Origin of the sequence: Brevundimonas sp. GW460-12-10-14-LB2 (assembly GCF_001636925.1) — a bacterium.
Taxonomy (GTDB): domain Bacteria; phylum Pseudomonadota; class Alphaproteobacteria; order Caulobacterales; family Caulobacteraceae; genus Brevundimonas; species Brevundimonas vesicularis.
In genome coordinates this window covers 1974911-1992139 of the sequence record NZ_CP015511.1, presented here as the reverse complement: position 1 = coordinate 1992139, position 17229 = coordinate 1974911, and the positions used below count along the sequence as shown (strand labels likewise).

At 66.1% G+C, this 17229-nt stretch carries 9 protein-coding genes and 1 pseudogene; 8 read left to right on the top strand and 2 right to left on the bottom strand.

Going from position 1 to position 17229, the window contains the following annotated elements:
- Window positions 1-176 precede the first annotated feature (176 nt).
- Both A4249_RS09945 and A4249_RS09940 read left to right on the top strand, forming a co-directional pair.
- Window positions 177-2981 (top strand): TonB-dependent receptor, encoded by a 2805-nt coding sequence (locus tag A4249_RS09945; RefSeq protein WP_197458371.1) that lies wholly within the window; start codon window positions 177-179, stop codon window positions 2979-2981.
- Between the two features lie 199 nt (window positions 2982-3180).
- A complete protein-coding gene (locus A4249_RS09940) occupies window positions 3181-4455 on the top strand; it encodes a sugar MFS transporter (RefSeq protein ID WP_066552338.1) in 1275 nt (424 codons plus the stop codon).
- A gap of 70 nt (window positions 4456-4525) precedes the next feature.
- On the opposite strand, the gene A4249_RS09935 is transcribed toward A4249_RS09940, so the two are convergent.
- Entirely contained in the window at window positions 4526-5131 is a 606-nt protein-coding gene (locus A4249_RS09935; protein ID WP_257722451.1) for a TetR/AcrR family transcriptional regulator, read from the bottom strand.
- Window positions 5132-5263: 132 nt separating this feature from the next.
- On the opposite strand from A4249_RS09935, the gene A4249_RS09930 reads away from it, so the two are divergent.
- From A4249_RS09930 to A4249_RS09920, 3 genes are read left to right on the top strand one after another with little or no spacing between them, the layout of a single operon-like run.
- Window positions 5264-6466 carry an efflux RND transporter periplasmic adaptor subunit gene (locus tag A4249_RS09930; protein ID WP_039244573.1) on the top strand — a complete coding sequence of 401 codons (1203 nt, stop codon included), beginning with the start codon at window positions 5264-5266 and terminating at the stop codon, window positions 6464-6466.
- Window positions 6467-6469: 3 nt separating this feature from the next.
- Entirely contained in the window at window positions 6470-9748 is a 3279-nt protein-coding gene (locus A4249_RS09925) for an efflux RND transporter permease subunit (RefSeq protein WP_066552333.1), read from the top strand.
- Window positions 9748-11181: an efflux transporter outer membrane subunit gene (locus A4249_RS09920; protein WP_066552332.1), complete on the top strand. Its 1434-nt coding sequence runs from the start codon at window positions 9748-9750 to the stop codon at window positions 11179-11181. Before A4249_RS09925 ends, A4249_RS09920 begins: the two co-directional genes overlap by 1 nt.
- A 216-nt stretch (window positions 11182-11397) precedes the next feature.
- On the opposite strand, the pseudogene A4249_RS09915 reads toward A4249_RS09920, so the two are convergent.
- Window positions 11398-13347, bottom strand: a pseudogene (locus tag A4249_RS09915) (catalase); the annotation flags it as partial.
- Window positions 13348-13529: 182 nt separating this feature from the next.
- Between A4249_RS09915 and murC the strand changes: the two are divergent.
- From murC to A4249_RS09900, 3 genes are read left to right on the top strand one after another with little or no spacing between them, the layout of a single operon-like run.
- Entirely contained in the window at window positions 13530-14942 is a 1413-nt protein-coding gene (gene murC / locus A4249_RS09910; RefSeq protein ID WP_066552330.1) for a UDP-N-acetylmuramate--L-alanine ligase, read from the top strand.
- Entirely contained in the window at window positions 14939-15838 is a 900-nt protein-coding gene (gene murB, locus A4249_RS09905; RefSeq protein WP_066552325.1) for a UDP-N-acetylmuramate dehydrogenase, read from the top strand. Before murC ends, murB begins: the two co-directional genes overlap by 4 nt.
- 60 nt (window positions 15839-15898) lie before the next feature.
- On the top strand, window positions 15899-17179 hold the full coding sequence (locus A4249_RS09900; RefSeq protein WP_066552321.1) for a hypothetical protein: 1281 nt from the start codon (window positions 15899-15901) through the stop codon (window positions 17177-17179).
- Window positions 17180-17229 lie beyond the last annotated feature (50 nt).

Below are 17229 nucleotides of genomic sequence, written 5' to 3'. Positions count from 1 at the left end.
GAAATGGCGCGAAACCGCAACCTCGCGCGCGATAACGGCCTCCGAACCGGCTTGAAGTGCGACGGAAATCGGACCTCCGCATTAACTGCTTGCAACATTCCCAAAGATTTGCATATTTTTGCGACGGCTTCAGATCGCGACGTTCAGAATCGCGGTCAGCCCCAGGGAGGATGACCATGTTCCAACGTCTCAACCGGCGCGCGCGCCTGCTATCCGGCGTCGCCTTCGGCGCAGCCGCCCTGATGGCGGTCGGCTCGGCCCACGCACAAACTGCTGCCGCCACGACGGCGCAGGCCGACGATCAAGCCACCGAAGTCGGCGAAATCGTCGTCACCGGCATTCGCCGTTCGATCGAAGCCGCGATCTCGGCCAAGGCTAACAACACTTCGATCGTCGAAGTCATCTCGGCCGAAGACATCGGCAAGCTGCCTGACGTCTCGATCGCCGAATCCCTTGCGCGCCTGCCGGGCGTGACGATGCAGCGCCTCGACGGTCGCAGCCAGGCGATCTCCATCCGTGGCTTGGGCCCCGACTTCACCACCGCCCTGCTGAATGGGCGCGAACTGGTCACCACCGGCGACAACCGCGGCGTCGAGTTCGACCAGTTCCCCGCCGAACTGCTGAACAGCGTCGTCGTCTATAAGACCCCAGACGCGGCCCTGATCGGCCAAGGGCTGGGCGGCACTGTCGACCTGCGCACCGTTCGCCCGCTGGCCTACGGCCGCCAAGCCATCGCCATGAACTACCGCCACGAGTGGAACGAGATCGGCGCCCTGAACTCGGGCACGACCGACAACGGCGACCGCTACACCATCTCTTACATCGACCAATTCCTCGACGGCACCCTGGGCGTGGCGCTGGGCTACGCCCACATGAGCTCGCCCTATCAGTCGGAGCGCTTTAACGCCTGGGGCTATCCCAACTACACGGACGGCAATCTGCTGACCGGCGGCGTGAAGCCCTATGTGATGTCGTCGGAGCTGGAGCGCGACGGCTATATGGGCGTGCTGGAATGGCGCCCGAACGATCGCATCCACTCCACGATCGACGCCTTCTATTCCGAGTTCAAGAACACTCAGGTTCTGCGCGGCATCGAATTCCCGCTGGCCTGGGGTGGCTCCTCAGGTGACTGCACCGTGAACGTCCCGTCGGCGGTCTGCCGTCCCGGCCCCGCGCTGCGCCCTGGCTACACGGTCCAGGACGGCCTGATCGTCGCCGGCACCTGGGACAACATCAAGGGTGTGGTCCGCAACGACCTGAACAAGCGCGACAGCAACATCACCGCCTTGGGCTGGAATACCGAATTCACGCTCAGCGACGACTGGTCGGCGAACCTGGACCTCAGCTATTCGAAGGTCGAGCGTAACGACATCATCCTGGAAACCAATGCTGGCACCGGCCGCAACATCAACGGCGCGCTGGACACTCTGGGCTTTGAACTGACCGACGATGGCGTCACCCGCTTCACCAGCCGTCTGAACTACGCCGATCCGAACCTGATCAAGATCACCAGCCCGCAAGGCTGGGGCGGCGACGTCATTCCGGGCGGTCAGGCAGGCTATATGAACACGCCCTCCATCGAAGACGAGATCAAGGCGGCTCGCTTCTCTGTGACGCGTGAACTGCATCAGAGCCCGTTCAAGTCGATCGATTTCGGCGCCAACTACACTGAGCGCCAGAAGAGCTTCGTCAACGATCAATTCTATCTCGGCGTCCCCGGCGGCGGCGATTTGACCGTGCCTTCGGCCTTCCTGCTAGATCCGACCGACCTTGGCTATCTCGGCATCAGCGCCGTGCTGAGCTACGACGCTCTCGGCCTGGTCAACAGCGGCGCGTTGAACCGCGTCCGCAACCCGAACGCCGACGTCACCGCCGGCAACTGGGAAGTGACGGAAAAGGTCTCGACTGCCTACGTCCGCGCCAACATCGATCACAACCTGTTCGGCCGAGCCCTGACCGGCAACGTCGGCATGCAGTTCGTCTATACCGACCAAAGCTCCAGCGGCTTTTCGGCGCGTCAGGTCGGACCGGGTGTCTCCGAGACCATCGCGGTGACGGGCGGCGACGAATATCTGGAGATTCTGCCCAGCGCGAACTTCATCCTGGAAGCCGGCGAGGACATGTTCGCGCGTCTGGCGGTTTCGCGCACCCTGGCCCGGCCGCGCATGGACGATATGCGCGCCTCACGAAACTACAGCTATAACCCCAGCTTGGCCCAATCGACCGACATCAACCGTTCCCCTTGGGGCGGCGGCGGCGGCAATCCCGAACTGCGGCCATACATCGCGGACGTGATCGACGTGTCGTTCGAAAAGTATTTCGCCAACCGCAAGGGCTACATCTCGCTGGCGGCGTTCTACAAGAACCTGGAAAGCTACGTCTTTAATCGCAACCAGATCTTCGACTTCACCGGCTATCCGATCGGCGTGATTTCGCCGACGAACCCCGAGCCAGCGTTGCGCCAAGGCCTGGTCGGCGCGCCTGACAATGGCGAAGGCGGCTGGATCAAGGGCCTTGAGCTTTCAATCTCGGCGCCGTTCGACATCTTCCATCCGGCCCTGGAAGGTTTCGGCGCCCAGTTCAGCGCCTCGACCACGGACAGCGAAGTCCAGCCCGATCCGACCCAGGCCCCGACGGCACTGCCGGGTCTGTCGGAAAATGTGATCAATGGCTCGCTCTACTATGAGCGCTACGGGTTCCAGTCGCGGATCTCGGCCCGCTATCGTTCGGATTACCTGGGCGAGGTCGCCGGTTTCGGCAACGGCCGCACCTTGCGTTCGGTGGCGGCTGAAACGGTCGTCGACGCGCAGGTCGGCTATGAGTTCCAGTCCGGTCCGCTGGAAGGCCTGTCCGTTCTGGCTCAGGTCAACAACCTGACCGACGAGCCGTTCAAGACCTTCGAGAACGGCGATGAGCGCCGGACTATCGACTATCAGCACTACGGCCGCACCTTCGCAGTCGGGCTGAACTACAAGTTCTGATTTCCCCTCTCTTCTGAGCAAACTTGGGCCGCCGCGTTCGCGAGGCGGCCCTTTTCTTTGCCTGCGCCCCGGCCCGGCGGGAAAGTTTCGTTACAGAGCGCGCTTTTCGGCTGGACGCGCCTTTCGCGATGTCCGAACCAAGCAGGATGAGAACCGCGCGACCACAGCGCGGCCGTTCGATTTCACTGGGGGATCATTCATGACCGTTCCGGACGCCGGAAAACGCCAGGGCGCAGGCCTGGCCTTCGCCTATGTCACCACGCTGTTCTTCGCCTGGGGCTTTGCGACCTCGCTGATCGACCCGCTGATCGCGGCGGTGAAGCGCGTGTTCGACCTGAACAACGCCGAGGCCTTCCTGACCACCTTCGCCTGGTTCATCGCCTACGGGCTGATGTCGTTGCCGGCCGCCTCGGTCCTCAGCAAGCTGGGCTACAGCCGTTCGATCATCGGCGCCCTGATCGTTATGGTCGCGGGCTGCTTGATCGTGCCGGCCGCCACCGCCGCCGACTGGTATCCCGGCGTCCTGATCGCCCTGTTCGTCATCGCCTCGGGCGTCACCCTGCTGCAGGTCGCGGCCAATCCGCTGGTCGCCGAGCTGGGCAGCCCCAAGGGCGCCTCCAGCCGTCTGAACCTGTCGCAGGCCTTCAACTCGCTGGGTACGACCGTCGGCCCCTGGCTAGGCTCGCACGTCCTGCTGACGGGCGGCGTCTTCGCCGCTGGCGCTGTGGTCACCGCCGCAACCCGCACCCAGTCGCTGCGCAGCATCGACATGGCCTTCCTGGGAATGGGCGCCTTCTTCGCCTTGATCGCCGTCTTCATCTTCACGGCGCGCAAGAAGATCAATGCGGCCGCGCCTGAATCGCACAATGCGGTTTCGCCCTTGAAGGCCCTGTCGTCGCCGTGGGCCGTTTTCGGCGCCTTGGCCATCTTCCTCTACGTTGGTTCCGAAGTCGCCATCGGCGGCATGCTGACCAACTTCCTGGAAAGCCCCGACATCCTGAACGCCCCCATCGAGACGGCGGGCAAGATGGTCGCCCTGTACTGGGGCGGCGCCATGGTCGGCCGCTTCATCGGTTCAGCTGTCCTGACCAAGGTGCGCCCCGGCATCGTCCTGGCCTGCTGCACCGTCGCGGCGGCCGTCCTGTGCCTGACCGTCAGCCAGATCGGCGGCCCGACGGCGGCCTACGCCGTCCTGTCGATCGGCCTGTTCAACTCGATCATGTTCCCCACCATCTTCACCTTGGCGCTGGAGCGCTCGACCGCCCCAACGTCGGCGACGTCGGGCCTGCTGGTGTTCGGCATCATCGGCGGCGCCCTGCTGCCGCAGATCGCGGCGCATATCGCTGATGCAGCCGGCAAGCTTCAGCCCGCCTTCATCGTGCCGATGCTGGGCTACGTCGGCCTGACCATCTTCGCGATCGGCTGCATCCGCACCAAGGCGCGGACCGAAGTGACCTCGACCGCCTCCCACTGAGGCTGGTCGTCAGACAAGACAAAGGGCGCGGAGGTCAGCCTCCGCGCCCTTTTTCATTTCGGCGATGGGGTCAGCCGTCGATCAGGGACTGAAGAATGGGCGCCAGTCGGTCGCGCATCTCCTCACATTGGGCGGGTTCAATGTTGAAGCTGCCGCCGCCCAGTTCGCGACTGACCGACATGCCCATGATGAAGCCGGCCAGGAGACGCGCGCGGACCGTGGCGTCCGGCCCGCTCAGCCATTCCTCCAGCGGGCCGAAGAACCGCTGGGTGCAGGTGTTCTGAACCATCTCCGACGCCTTGGCCGAGCCGATGGAGCGCAGCATGATCGACATGCCCTTCAGCTTTTCGGCCTTCTTGGGTTCGAAGACGATCTCGTGCGCCACGCGCCGGCCGAAGTCGGCCTTTTCGCCCTGCATCAGGGCGCTGCCGTCGCCGCAGCTGTCCAGCGCGGCGAGGAACAGATCGTCCTTGGAGCCGAAGTAGCGGCTGATCAGGGCCGCATCGACGCCGACATCGCGGGCGATGTCGCGCATGCCCACGTCGTCATAGCTCTCGGCCGCGAATCTCTCGCGCGCAGCATCGAGAATGGCCGTGCGCGTGGCGGCGGCGTTTCTCGGGCGTGGGCCGGGACATAACAAGGTGATGATACTCCACAGACAATAACCGTAGATCACATATGGCTTTGTCAACGTCTGTTGACAAGCGCCACGGCTCCGACCATTAAGTCACCACGCGTTGACAAGGCCGACTCCCCATCGGCCTCTGTCCGCACGACAGGGATTTACCTCCGACAGGGAGATGCGCAGATGCGCGGGCTGAAGATTGCGGCGGTATCCGTCATGGTGACGGGTGCGCTTTATGGTTGTTCCCCAAAGGCAGAGGCGCCCGCGCAAGGCGCGCCGCCCGTGACGGTAGCTGTGCCGCTGAAGCAGCAGGTGCGGGACTGGGACGAGTTCACCGGGCGCTTCGAAGCGGTCGAGAGCGTGGACGTGCGCGCCCGCGTCGGCGGCTATATTCAGGCGGTTCACTTCCGCGACGGTCAGATGGTTCAGAAGGGCCAGCTGCTGTTCACCCTGGATCCGCGCCCGGCGCAGGCCGCGCTGGCCCAGGCTCAGGCCCAGGTGGCCCAGGCCCAGTCGCAACTGTCGCTGGCCCGCGCCAACCTGGCCCGCAGCGAAGCCCTGCTGGCCTCGCAGGCCGTGTCCAAGGCCGAATATGATTCCAACAAGGCGGCCGTCGATGCGGCCCAGGCCAATCTGGCGGCCGGCAACGCCGCCGTCCGCAATGCGCGTCTGAACCTGGAGTACACCCGCGTCACCGCGCCGACCTCGGGTCGCGTGTCCGACCGTCGTGTCGATCCGGGCAATGTCATCGCCGGCGGCTCGTCGGCCGGCGACATCCTGACCACCATCATCTCGGGCGGCCCGATCCACTTCGTCTTCGACGGCTCTGAAGCGGTGCTGCTGAAATACCTGCGTCAGGGCGGCGCCAATCAGGGTGCGGTCGTCAATGTGCGCTTGCAGGACGAAAGCACCTACAAGCACACCGGCCGCCTCGACTTCTCGGACAACGCCGTGGACACCGCCTCGGGCGTGATCCGCCTGCGGGCCATCTTGCCCAACGCCGACGGCTTCCTGCGTCCCGGCATGTTCGGCAGCGCCCAGGTCGCGGGCGCGGGCGCCTATGACGCCCTGCTGGTGCCGGATTCGGCCATCGGCACGGATCAGGCCCGCCGCACCGTCGCCGTGGTCAACGCCGACGGCACCGTGACGAACAAGGCCGTTCAGCTCGGCCCGATCGTGCAGGGCTTGCGCGTCGTCCGTTCGGGCCTGGCCCCGACCGACCGTGTCATCATCGCGGGTCTGCAACGCGCCGCTCAGCCGGGCTCCAAGGTCACGCCGAAGAACGGGAAGATCGAACCCGTCGCCGGCGATGCGTCCCAGGCGCCCGTCACCCAGGCGGCGCCCGCGTCCAGCGCCTCCTTCGCCAACAGCCTGCCGGCCGGCTAAGCCATGAATATCTCCCGCTTCTTCATCGACCGGCCGATTTTCGCGGCCGTGATCGCGGTGGTGATGTCCATCATCGGCATCGCCGCCTATCCGCTGCTGCCGCTGTCGCAGTATCCGGAGATCGCGCCGCCGACGATCACCATCAACGCCGCCTATCCCGGCGCCTCGGCCGAGACCCTGGCCGAAACCGTCGCCGCCCCCATCGAGCAGGAGGTGAACGGCGTCGAGAACATGCTCTACATCTCGTCATCGTCCACATCGGACGGGGCGGTGGCCATCACGGTGACCTTCCAGCCCGGCACGGACCTGGATTCGGCACAGGTGCTGGTCCAGAACCGGGTGGCGCTGGCCGAGCCCCGCCTTCCCGAGGCGGTTCGCCAGACGGGCGTCGTGGTCAACAAGGCCGAGAGCGGCTTCCTGATGATCCTGGGCCTCACGTCGCCCGACGGCGCCCTGGATAACGACTATATCGGCAACTACGCCAACTCCACGCTTCGGGACCGTCTGCTGCGGATCGAGGGCGTGGGCGCGGTTCAGGTGTTCGGCGGCGGCAACTATTCGATGCGCGTCTGGATCGACCCGGCCAAGGCGGCCGAGCGCGGTCTGACCGGCCCCGAGATCGTTTCCGCCCTGCGCGCCCAGAACGTTCAGGCCGCCGCCGGCTCCATCGGTCAGCCGCCGTTCCCCAACAGCGCGGCTGCCTTCCAGCTGCCGGTCCAGGTTCAGGGCCGTCTCAGCGATCCCAATGAGTTCGCCAACGTGGTCCTGAAGACGGATGCCCAAGGGCGCGTCACCTATCTGCGCGACGTGGCGCGGATCGAACTGGGCGCCCAGGACTACGGCATCCGCGGCTTCTTCGACGGCCAGCGCGGCGTCGGCATCGCCATCGTTCAACAGCCGGGCGCCAACGCCCTGGGCACCGCCGACCGCGTCCTGAAAGAGGTCGAGGCCCTGAAGTCCGAAGTGCCCGCCGGCATGAAGGTGGACGTGCCCTACAACCCGACCGAATTCGTCGCCGCGTCGGTGGAGTCGGTTCAGCACACCCTGGTCGAAGCCGTCATCCTGGTCATCATCGTGGTCATGGTCTTCCTGCAGACCTGGCGCGCGGCCATCATCCCCATCGTCGCCATCCCTGTCGCCCTGGTCGGCACCTTCGCGGTGCAGCTGGCGCTGGGCTATTCGATCAACTCCCTGTCCCTGTTCGCCCTGGTCCTTGCGGTCGGCATCGTCGTGGATGACGCCATCGTCGTGGTTGAGAATGTGGAGCGGGCCATCGGTGAGGGGCTCAGTCCCAAGGAGGCCGCCTATCGATCGATGCAGGAGGTTTCCGGCGCCCTGATCGCCATCGGCCTGGTGCTGGTGTCGGTGTTCGTGCCGACGATGTTCGTGCCCGGCATTCCCGGCATCTTCTATCGCCAGTTCGCGGTCGTCATCGCCTCGGCCTCGGTCATCTCGCTGTTCGTGTCCCTGACCCTGTCGCCGGCCATGGCCGCCCTGCTGCTGAAGCCGCACAAGAAGGATCATGAGCACGCTCGCAAGCCGGGCATCCTGGGCACGGTCGTCTATTATGGCGGCTGGGCCGGGCGGAAGTTCAACGACGGCTTCGATTGGCTGTCGGATCGTTACGGGCGCCTGACCGCGCGTCTGGTTCGCACGGTGGGTCTGGTTCTGATCATCTATGCCGGTCTTCTGGGCCTGACCGCCTGGCGTCTGGTCGACACCCCTTCGGGCTTTATCCCTGAACAGGACCAAGGCTTCCTGATCGGTGTCATCCAACTGCCGGCCGGTGCATCTCTGGACCGCACCCAGGCGGTGATGGAACGCGCCACCAAGATCATCCAGGGCACCGCCGGGGTGAACGGCACCGTGGCCTTCGCCGGTCTGGACGGTTCCAGCTTCTCGTTCGGCTCCAACGCCGCCACCATCTTCGTGCGTCTGAACGGCTTCGAGGAACGCTCCAAGGAAGAGGCCGCCACGGCCCTGGCCGGCGCCATCACCCAGGCGACCGGACAGATCGAGGACGCTCAGATATTCGTCATCGCCCCGCCGGCGGTTCAGGGTCTGGGCACCGGCAACGGCTTCTCGATGATGATCCAGGACCGCGAAGGCGCCGGCTATCGTCCGCTGGAAGGCGCGACCTTCGCCATGATGGGCGCTGCCGCGCAGAAGCCGACCGAGGTCAGCCAGGTCTTCTCGACCTACAACACGGCCTCGCCGCGCATCACCGCCGACGTCGACCGTGACAAGGCGCTGATGCTGGGCGTCCAACCCAGTTCGGTGTTCGACACACTGGGCGTCTATCTGGGCTCGTCCTACGTCAACGACTTCAACATGCTGGGCCGCACCTTCCGGGTGACGGCGCAGGCGGAGCCGACGGCGCGCGACGACATCGCCGACATCGCCAATCTGAAGACCAAGTCGTCCACGGGCGCCATGGTGCCGATCGGATCGGTGGCCAATCTGGTCAACGATTCCGGACCGGCGCGGATCGTGCGCTACAACCTGTTCCCGGCGGCCGAACTTCAGGGCAACGCGGCGGCAGGGGTCTCTTCCGGTGAGGCGCTGCAGATCATGGAAACCATGGCCGCCCAGACCCTTCCGCAGGGCTTCTCCTACGAATGGACGGGTCTGGCCTATCAGCAGAAGGCGGCGGGTTCCGGCGCGACGGTCATCTTCCTGATGGCGGTGGTGTTCGTCTTCCTGGTGCTGGCGGCTCAGTACGAAGCGTTCACGCTTCCGCTGGCGGTCATCCTGATCGTGCCGATGTGTCTGCTGGCGGCCATCATCGGGGTGAACCTGCGCGGCCTGGACAACAACATCCTGGTCCAGATCGGCCTGGTCGTTCTGATCGCTTTGGCGGCCAAGAACGCCATCCTGATCGTCGAGTTCGCCAAACAGGCCGAGGAAGAGCAAGGCATGAACCGGTTCGAGGCTGCGGTCGCCGCCGCCAAGACCCGCCTGCGTCCGATCCTGATGACCTCCTTCGCCTTCATCCTCGGCGTCGTGCCGCTGATGTTGGCCTCGGGGCCGGGCGCGGAGATGAGGCAATCGCTGGGCACGTCCGTCTTCTCGGGCATGCTGGGCGTGACCTTCTTCGGCCTGATCTTCACCCCGGTCTTCTATGTGGTCAGCCGCTGGCTGTCCTCGAAACTGCCGCAAGGCAAGAAACCGACCCCGACGCCTGACCGTCCTTCGGACCGGCCCGTGCATTATGACGAAACCAGCGACCTGACCGATCCGAACGCGCCTGCGCCCGCGACCGGCCGGGGAGGGGACATCTGATGACCCGCAACAAGACCCTCAGCTTCCTGACCGCCGCAGCCTCCAGCGCCCTGCTGGCCGCCTGCGCGGTCGGGCCCAAGGCGCCGGTCGCCGACCTGCCCGTCGCCGGCACAGGCGCCTTCGTCGGCGCGGCCAGTCCCACCGTCTCGACCGCCGCAGCGCGCGATGACTGGTGGAGGCTGTATGAAGACCCCACGCTGGACGCCCTGATCCAGCAGGCCTTCGCCGAGAACAACCAGCTCGAAGCCGCCTTCGCCAATCTGCGCGCGGTCCGGGCGTCGCTGTCAGAGGCCCGCGTAGGTCGTTTCCCGACCACGACGACCAGCGCCCAGGCCCAGCGCAGCCGCGCCTCGGCCGCCACGGTCCAAGGCCTGCCCGCCGGGCAGGATGCGCCCGAAATCGACACCTATGACGTCGGCATTCAGGCGGCCTATGAGGTCGATCTGTTCGGACGGGTGGAATCCACCATCCGCGCCGCCCGCGCCGACGCCCGCGCCGCCGAGGCCGCCCTGGCCACGGTCCAGGTGACGGTCGCGGCCGAGACGACCCGCGCCTATGCCGACACCTGCTCGGCCAATGCGCAGATCGCGGTGGCCGAACGGACGCTGGAGTTGCAACGCAACACCGCCAATCTGACCCAAACCCTGCTCGACGGCGGGGCGGGCACGGGGCTGGACGTGGCCAGCGCCCGCGCGGCCCTGGCCCAGACGGCGGCGACCCTGCCGACCCTGCGCGCAGCCCGTAACGAGGCGCTGTTCCGCCTGGCGACCCTGACCGGCCGCACCCCGGCCGAGGCCAGCCAGGCCGCCGCCGCCTGCGTGCGTCCGCCCCAGCTCAGCCAGCCCATCCCGGTCGGCGATGGTGCGGCGCTTCTGGCCCGCCGTCCCGATGTGCGCCAGGCCGAGGCCGAACTGGCCGCCGCCGCCGCGCGCGTGAACGTGGCGACCGCAAACCTGTTTCCGCAGATCAGCCTGGGCGGATCGTTCGGCTCCACCGCGCTGGACTCGGGTGAACTGGGCGACGACCAGAACTTCCGCTTCAGCTTTGGTCCGCTGATCAGCTGGTCCTTCCCCAACGTCTTCGCCGCCCGCGCCCAGATCAAGGCCGCCGGCGCCCGTTCGGACGCGGCGCTCGCTACGTTCGACCAGACGGTGCTGACGGCGCTTCAGGAAACCGAGACGGCGCTCAGCAACTACGCCAACGAACTGGACCGCCGTGCAGCCCTGACCGAAGCCAGGGATCAGGCCGCCCGCGCCGCCGACCTGTCGCGCCTGCGCTTCAACGCCGGCGCCGACAGCTTCCTTTTGGTGCTGGACGCCGAACGCACCCAAGCGGCGGCCGACGCCGCTCTGGCCCAGTCCGACGCCTTGGTCACCACCTACCAGATCGCCTTGTTCCGCGCCTTGGCCGGCGGCTGGCAAGCCGACAGCTGACCGCGTCGCGATGCTGAAAACGAAAGGGCCGGGCGACGTATCGCCCGGCCCTCTGTCGTTCTGATCAAGTTTACTGCGGTCAGGCCAACATGCGCACCTTGGGCTCGCGATCCCATTGGCGGGTGCGGGCGGGGGCGAGGAAGCTTTTGGGGCCTTGGACAGATCGATCACGCCTGCGTCCGGCTCGACGCCCGCCTTGTCCAGCAGGGGCTGGGCCTCGGGCGTGTGGCCGATGGCCTTGAGGTGGCCGAAGGCGTCCTTGGCGAAATCGACCGCGGCGCCTTCTTTCAGCATCTGGGCGCAGCCGTCGTCGGACAGGACGATGGCGACGGCGTCGAACAGGACCGACGGGCTGCCGGCCAATTGCCCGTCTGCGGCCAGGGCCTTGCCGCCCTTCAGCTTGGCCCCGCCGATCTTGGGCGCGACGATGAAGACCGAGCCGCCGTCGCCTTCAACCGCCGCCTTCACGGCGTCGACGACCGCACCGTCCGAACCGTCGGCGACCAGGATGGCGACCTTTCGGCCCTTCAGGGTGTCGGGATATTTGCCGACGATGCGCAAGGCAGGCGAGGCGTCCAGATCGATGGGCGCCACACCGGGGTCGGACGCCTTGGGCAGGGGCAGGTTCAGGCCGTCTGCGACCCGCTGGGCCAGGGTTTCATCGACGTTCTGCAGATTGGCCAGAACACGCTCGCGAACGTGAGCGAGCGACACCTTGGACAGTTCAAAGACGATGGCGCTGGCCAAATGGGCCTGTTCGATCTCGGTCTGGGAGCGGAAGAACAGCCGTGCCTGGCTGTAGTGATCGGCGAAGCTTTCAGCGCGCAGCCGGACCTTTTCGCCCTCGACTGGAACAGGCGCGGTGCGGAAACCGCCCTTGGGATCTTCACGCGGGCCGCCGTCCTCGCCCGCTTCGGCCAAGCTGTTGGGCTCGTAGTTGGCGCGGCCCTTGGGCACTGCCATCTGCATATGGCCGTCGCGCTGGAAGTTCTGGAAGGGGCAGCCCTTGGCCTGGTTGATCGGGATCTGGTGGAAGTTGACCGTGCCCAAGCGCGACAGCTGGGTGTCCTGATAGGAGAACAGCCGCCCCTGCAGCAGCGGATCTTCCGAAAAGTCGATGCCCGGCACGATGTTGGTCGGCAGGAAGGCGACCTGTTCGGTTTCGGCGAAGAAGTTGTCCGGGTTGCGGTCCAGAACCATGCGGCCGATCACGCGGATAGGATATTCTTCTTCCGGCACCAGCTTGGTGGCGTCCAGAATGTCGAAGGGCAGGGCGTCGGCCTGGTCCTGGGTGAACAGTTGCACGCCGAACTCCCATTCGGGGAAGTCGCCCTGATCGATGGCCTCATACAGGTCGCGGCGGTGATAATCGGGGTCGGCGCCGGCGATCTTTACCGCCTCGTCCCAGCAGGTGGATTGCGTGCCCAGCTTGGGCCGCCAGTGGAACTTGACCAGAGTCGCCTCGCCTTCGGCATTGATCAGCCGGAAGGTGTTGACGCCGAAACCTTCCATCATGCGTAGGCTGCGCGGGATGCCGCGATCCGACATGGCCCACATGACCATATGCATGCTCTCGGGCATCAGGCCGATGAAGTCCCAGAAGGTGTCGTGGGCGCTGGCCGCCTGGGGATAGCCCTTGTCGGCCTCCATCTTCACCGAATGGATCAGGTCCGGGAACTTGATCGCGTCCTGGATGAAGAAGACGGGGATGTTGTTGCCGACCAGGTCCCAGTTGCCCTCGGTCGTATAGAATTTGACCGCAAAGCCGCGCACGTCGCGCGGCGTATCAACAGACCCCGCGCCGCCGGCGACGGTCGAGAAGCGGGTGAACAGTTCGGTCTTCTTGCCCACCTCGGTCAGGATCTTGGCCGTGGTGAACTTCGACAGACTGTCGGTCAGTTCGAAGAAGCCGTGGGCGGCAGAGCCGCGGGCATGAACGATCCGCTCAGGGATACGCTCGTGGTCGAAATGCTGGATCTTCTCGCGAAGGATGAAGTCTTCCAGCAGGGTCGAGCCGCGCGGGCCGGCCTTGAGCGAGTTCTGATTGTCGCTGATCGGCGTCCCGTGATTTGTGGTCAGGCGGGTCTCAGGCGTCGAGGCGGTCTGGTGCACCTCGCCGGCGTTGCCGATTGTTGGCGCGCCGGCCGGCTTTGCGTTCTTGGCCATCTTGGGAGTCCTTTGGAGCAGCGGCGCAAGCGGGAGCCGCGCGCGTTCCCGAAGACAACTCGGTGGAGGCGCAATAGTTCTGTGCGAGTTCGCGCACAGCCGCGCCCGATCGTCCTTAGAAAAGTTCGCTCCGTATGCGGCGCGCCCTTCGCAGGAGGCGAGGCGGCGTTTATGAGGCGAAAATGATCGCACGCCTTCGCCCCGTCCCGTTCGACCTCGGTCCCGTTCATTTCGTCGGCATCGGCGGCATCGGCATGAGCGGCATCGCCGAAATCATGCTGAAGATCGGCTATTCGGTGCAGGGCTCTGACGCCAAGGCGAGCGCCAATACCGAACGGCTGGAACAGCTCGGCGCCAAGATCTTCATCGGCCACGACGCCGCCCATGTGGGCGAGGGCGTTTCAGCGGTGGTCTATTCGACGGCGGTCAAGGCCGACAATCCCGAGATGAAGGCGGCCCGCGAGCGCCGCATCCCGCTGGTGCGCCGGGCCGAGATGCTGGCCGAGCTGATGCGGCTACAGTTCTCGATCGCTGTGGGCGGCACACACGGCAAGACGACCACGACCTCGATGGTGGCGGCCCTGCTGGATGCGGCGGGCCTGGATCCTACGGTGGTCAACGGCGGCATCATCAACGCCTATGGCACCAACGCCAAGGTCGGCGACGGCGACTGGATCGTGGTGGAGGCGGACGAGTCGGACGGCAGCTTCCTGCGCCTGAAGTCGACGGTGGCCATCGTCACCAACATCGATCCTGAACATCTGGACCACTACGGCGACTTCGACGGGGTGCGGAAGGCGTTCATCGATTTCGTCGAGAACATCCCCTTCTACGGCTTCGCTGCTGTCTGCCTGGACCATCCCGAAGTGCAAAAGCTGGTCGCCGCCATCGATAACCGGCGGCTCGTGACCTACGGCGTCAATCCGCAGGCGATGGTGCGGGCCGACAATGTCGAGATGGGGCCGGACGGCTGTCGCTTCGACGTGGTCATCCAGAATGGCGAAACCCATGTGATCTCCGGCGTTCATCTGCCGATGGCCGGTTGGCACAATGTGTCGAACGCCCTGGCCGCGATCGCCGTGGCGCGCGAGCTGGATGTGTCGGACGACGCGATCCGCACCGGCCTGGCCGGGTTCGGCGGGGTCAAGCGCCGCTTCACCACCACGGGCGTCGTGGGCGGCGTTCGCATCATCGACGACTATGGCCACCACCCGGTCGAGATCGCCGCCGTGCTGAAGGCCGCCCGTCAAGTGACGGACGGACGGGTCATCGCCGTGGTTCAGCCGCACCGCTACACCCGCCTGCGCGACCTGATGGACGAGTTCTCGACCTGCTTCTCGGACGCCGACAGCGTGATCGTCGCCGACGTCTATCCCGCCGGCGAACAACCGATCGAAGGCGTGGACAAGCACGCCCTGGCCGACGGAGTGCGCCGCTACGGCCATCGTCACGTCCAGGCCCTGGAGAACGCCGCCGTCCTGCCACGCCTGATCAAGGACGAGGCCAAATCCGGCGACGTCGTCGTGCTGCTGGGCGCCGGCGATATCACCAGCTGGGCCTATGGCCTGCCGGCGCAGCTGGAGGCTCTGGCGTGAACGGTCTGCCCGAGGTGCGCGGCAAGCTGCTGCGGAACGAGCCGCTGGCGCCCTATACCTGGTTCCGGGTAGGCGGCGCGGCCGAGGCCCTGTTCATTCCAGCGGACGCCGCGGATCTGGCGGACTTCCTGAAGGCGCTGGACCCGGCCGTGCCGGTGACGGTTCTGGGCGTCGGATCAAACATCATCGTCCGTGACGGCGGGGTCGAGGGCGTGGTGATCCGTTTGGCGGGCCGCCCGTGGGCGCAGATCACGACAGACGGCGACACGGTCACGGCCGGCGCGGGCGCGCTGGACTCGATGGTCGCTAAGGCCAGCGCCAGGGCGGGGATCGCCGGGCTGGAGTTCTACGCCGGTATTCCGGGCACGATCGGCGGCGCCCTGACCATGAACGCCGGTTGCTATGGCTCCGAGACCAAGGACGTGCTGGTTTCGGCCTGGGGCCTGACGCGGGCGGGCGAGCGGGTCGACTACGCTCTGGCCGACTTCGGCTACACCTATCGCCATTCCCAGGCGCCGTCCGACATCATCTGGATCGAGGCGACCTATCGCGGCGCGCCCGACGAACCCGAGGCGGTGGCGGCCCGGATCTCCGAGATCACCAGCCGTCGCGAGACCACCCAGCCGATCCGCGAGAAGACGGGCGGCTCGACGTTCAAGAACCCCGAGGGCCATTCGTCGTGGAAGCTGGTGGATGAGGCCGGCTGGCGCGGCAAGCTGCACGCCGAGACGGGCGGTGGGGCCAAGTTCAGCGAACTGCATTCCAACTTCATGATCAATCCCGGCGAGGCGACAGCCGCAGACATCGAAGGCCTGGGCGAGGCGGTTCGCGCCGATGTCCTGGCCAAGACCGGCGTTCAGCTAGAATGGGAAATCAAGCGGATCGGCCGACGCTGATCGGCGGTTGCGCAAGGACATGCCGCACGTTAGGTGAGGATTTCTCGGGGGAGAAATCAGATGAAGCGTATCGCAGCCGTCGTCGGCCTTGTTGCCATGGTCGCAGAACCGGCCCACGCCCAACTCGTCACCCGCACGGCGGTCGGCCCTGCGGTTGCGGGCGGCCAGAACCGGATCGATCTGACGCGGTCCAGCGCGGGCTATACCTATTTCAACCGGGCGGGCGCCGATCTGGCGCAGCACGACGCCGCGTTGAACGAATGTCTGGTCGAGGCCTCGCGGATGACGCAGCCTGATGACAACAGCGCCGCCGCGGCTGGCGCGGCCGGTGGTCTGCTGGGCATGTTGGTGGTCGGCGTCATCCAGGGCGCGATGAACGGGATGCACGAGCGCAGAGGCGTCGCCGCCAATGTCGAAAACTGCATGGTCGTGAACGGTTGGCGTGTCGTTCGACTGGACGAGACCGACGGCAAGGCGCTGGACGCGCTGGAGCAGGCGGAACTCCACGCCGCCTTGGCGGACCACGTCGGCGCCGACCAGCCGAAGGGGGAGATCGTTCGCATCTATGACAACGACGCTCTGCGCGGCGACACGGTGCTGATCGGAAAATCGGGCGATCTGGATAAGGCGTCGTTGAGCCTTCAAGCCTTGCCGCCGCAAAGCGCCACGCCGCCGGCCGCCCGTAAAGGCCCGCAGGCCCCGCGCACCGCGCGTCCACCGCGCGCGCTAAAGCCGGAGGACGTCGCCGTGGCGTCCGGGGACGCTCTCGTCACCGTGCGTCTGACCGGCATGGCGGAGCAGGGCGGCCGCACTCTGTTCTTTACCCGCCAGGGACCTGCGCCCGATATTCAGCCCTGGGAGCAGGACGGTCGTCCGGCGCTGTTCGCCGTCGCCCTGCCAACGCGCGGCGCTGGTCGCGGCGATCGCACGCGGGCCGTGACCCAGACCTTCTCGGTGCCGCCCGGTCGCTGGCGTCTGAGCGCGGTCAATGTCGGCCAGTACATCACCCATTTCTGCCTGGGGAACTCCGGGTTCGAGGCCCGCGACGGCGAGGCCGTCTATGCGGGAGCGTTTGATCTGTCGGGCGAGCAGTTGCGACCGGACATGACGTTACGCGACGATCTGTTGGCGCCCACGTCGCCGGCCGCAACGGCAGGCCTGCTTCACCGCGCAGCGGAATGGTCGTATGGCGACAAGGAACAGTGTCAGGGCGCATATCTGTACGCGCTGGACCTGACTCCGCCATCCGAGACGGTCGCAGAGGCGGCTGCGCCTCAGGTCACGGGTGCGGATGACCCGGTCGTCGTGGTCGAAACGCCGGCGCCATCAACACTTCAGTGACGCCATTACGGTTTGGTTGACGGGCTGTTAACGACCTGCGCGGCATCCAG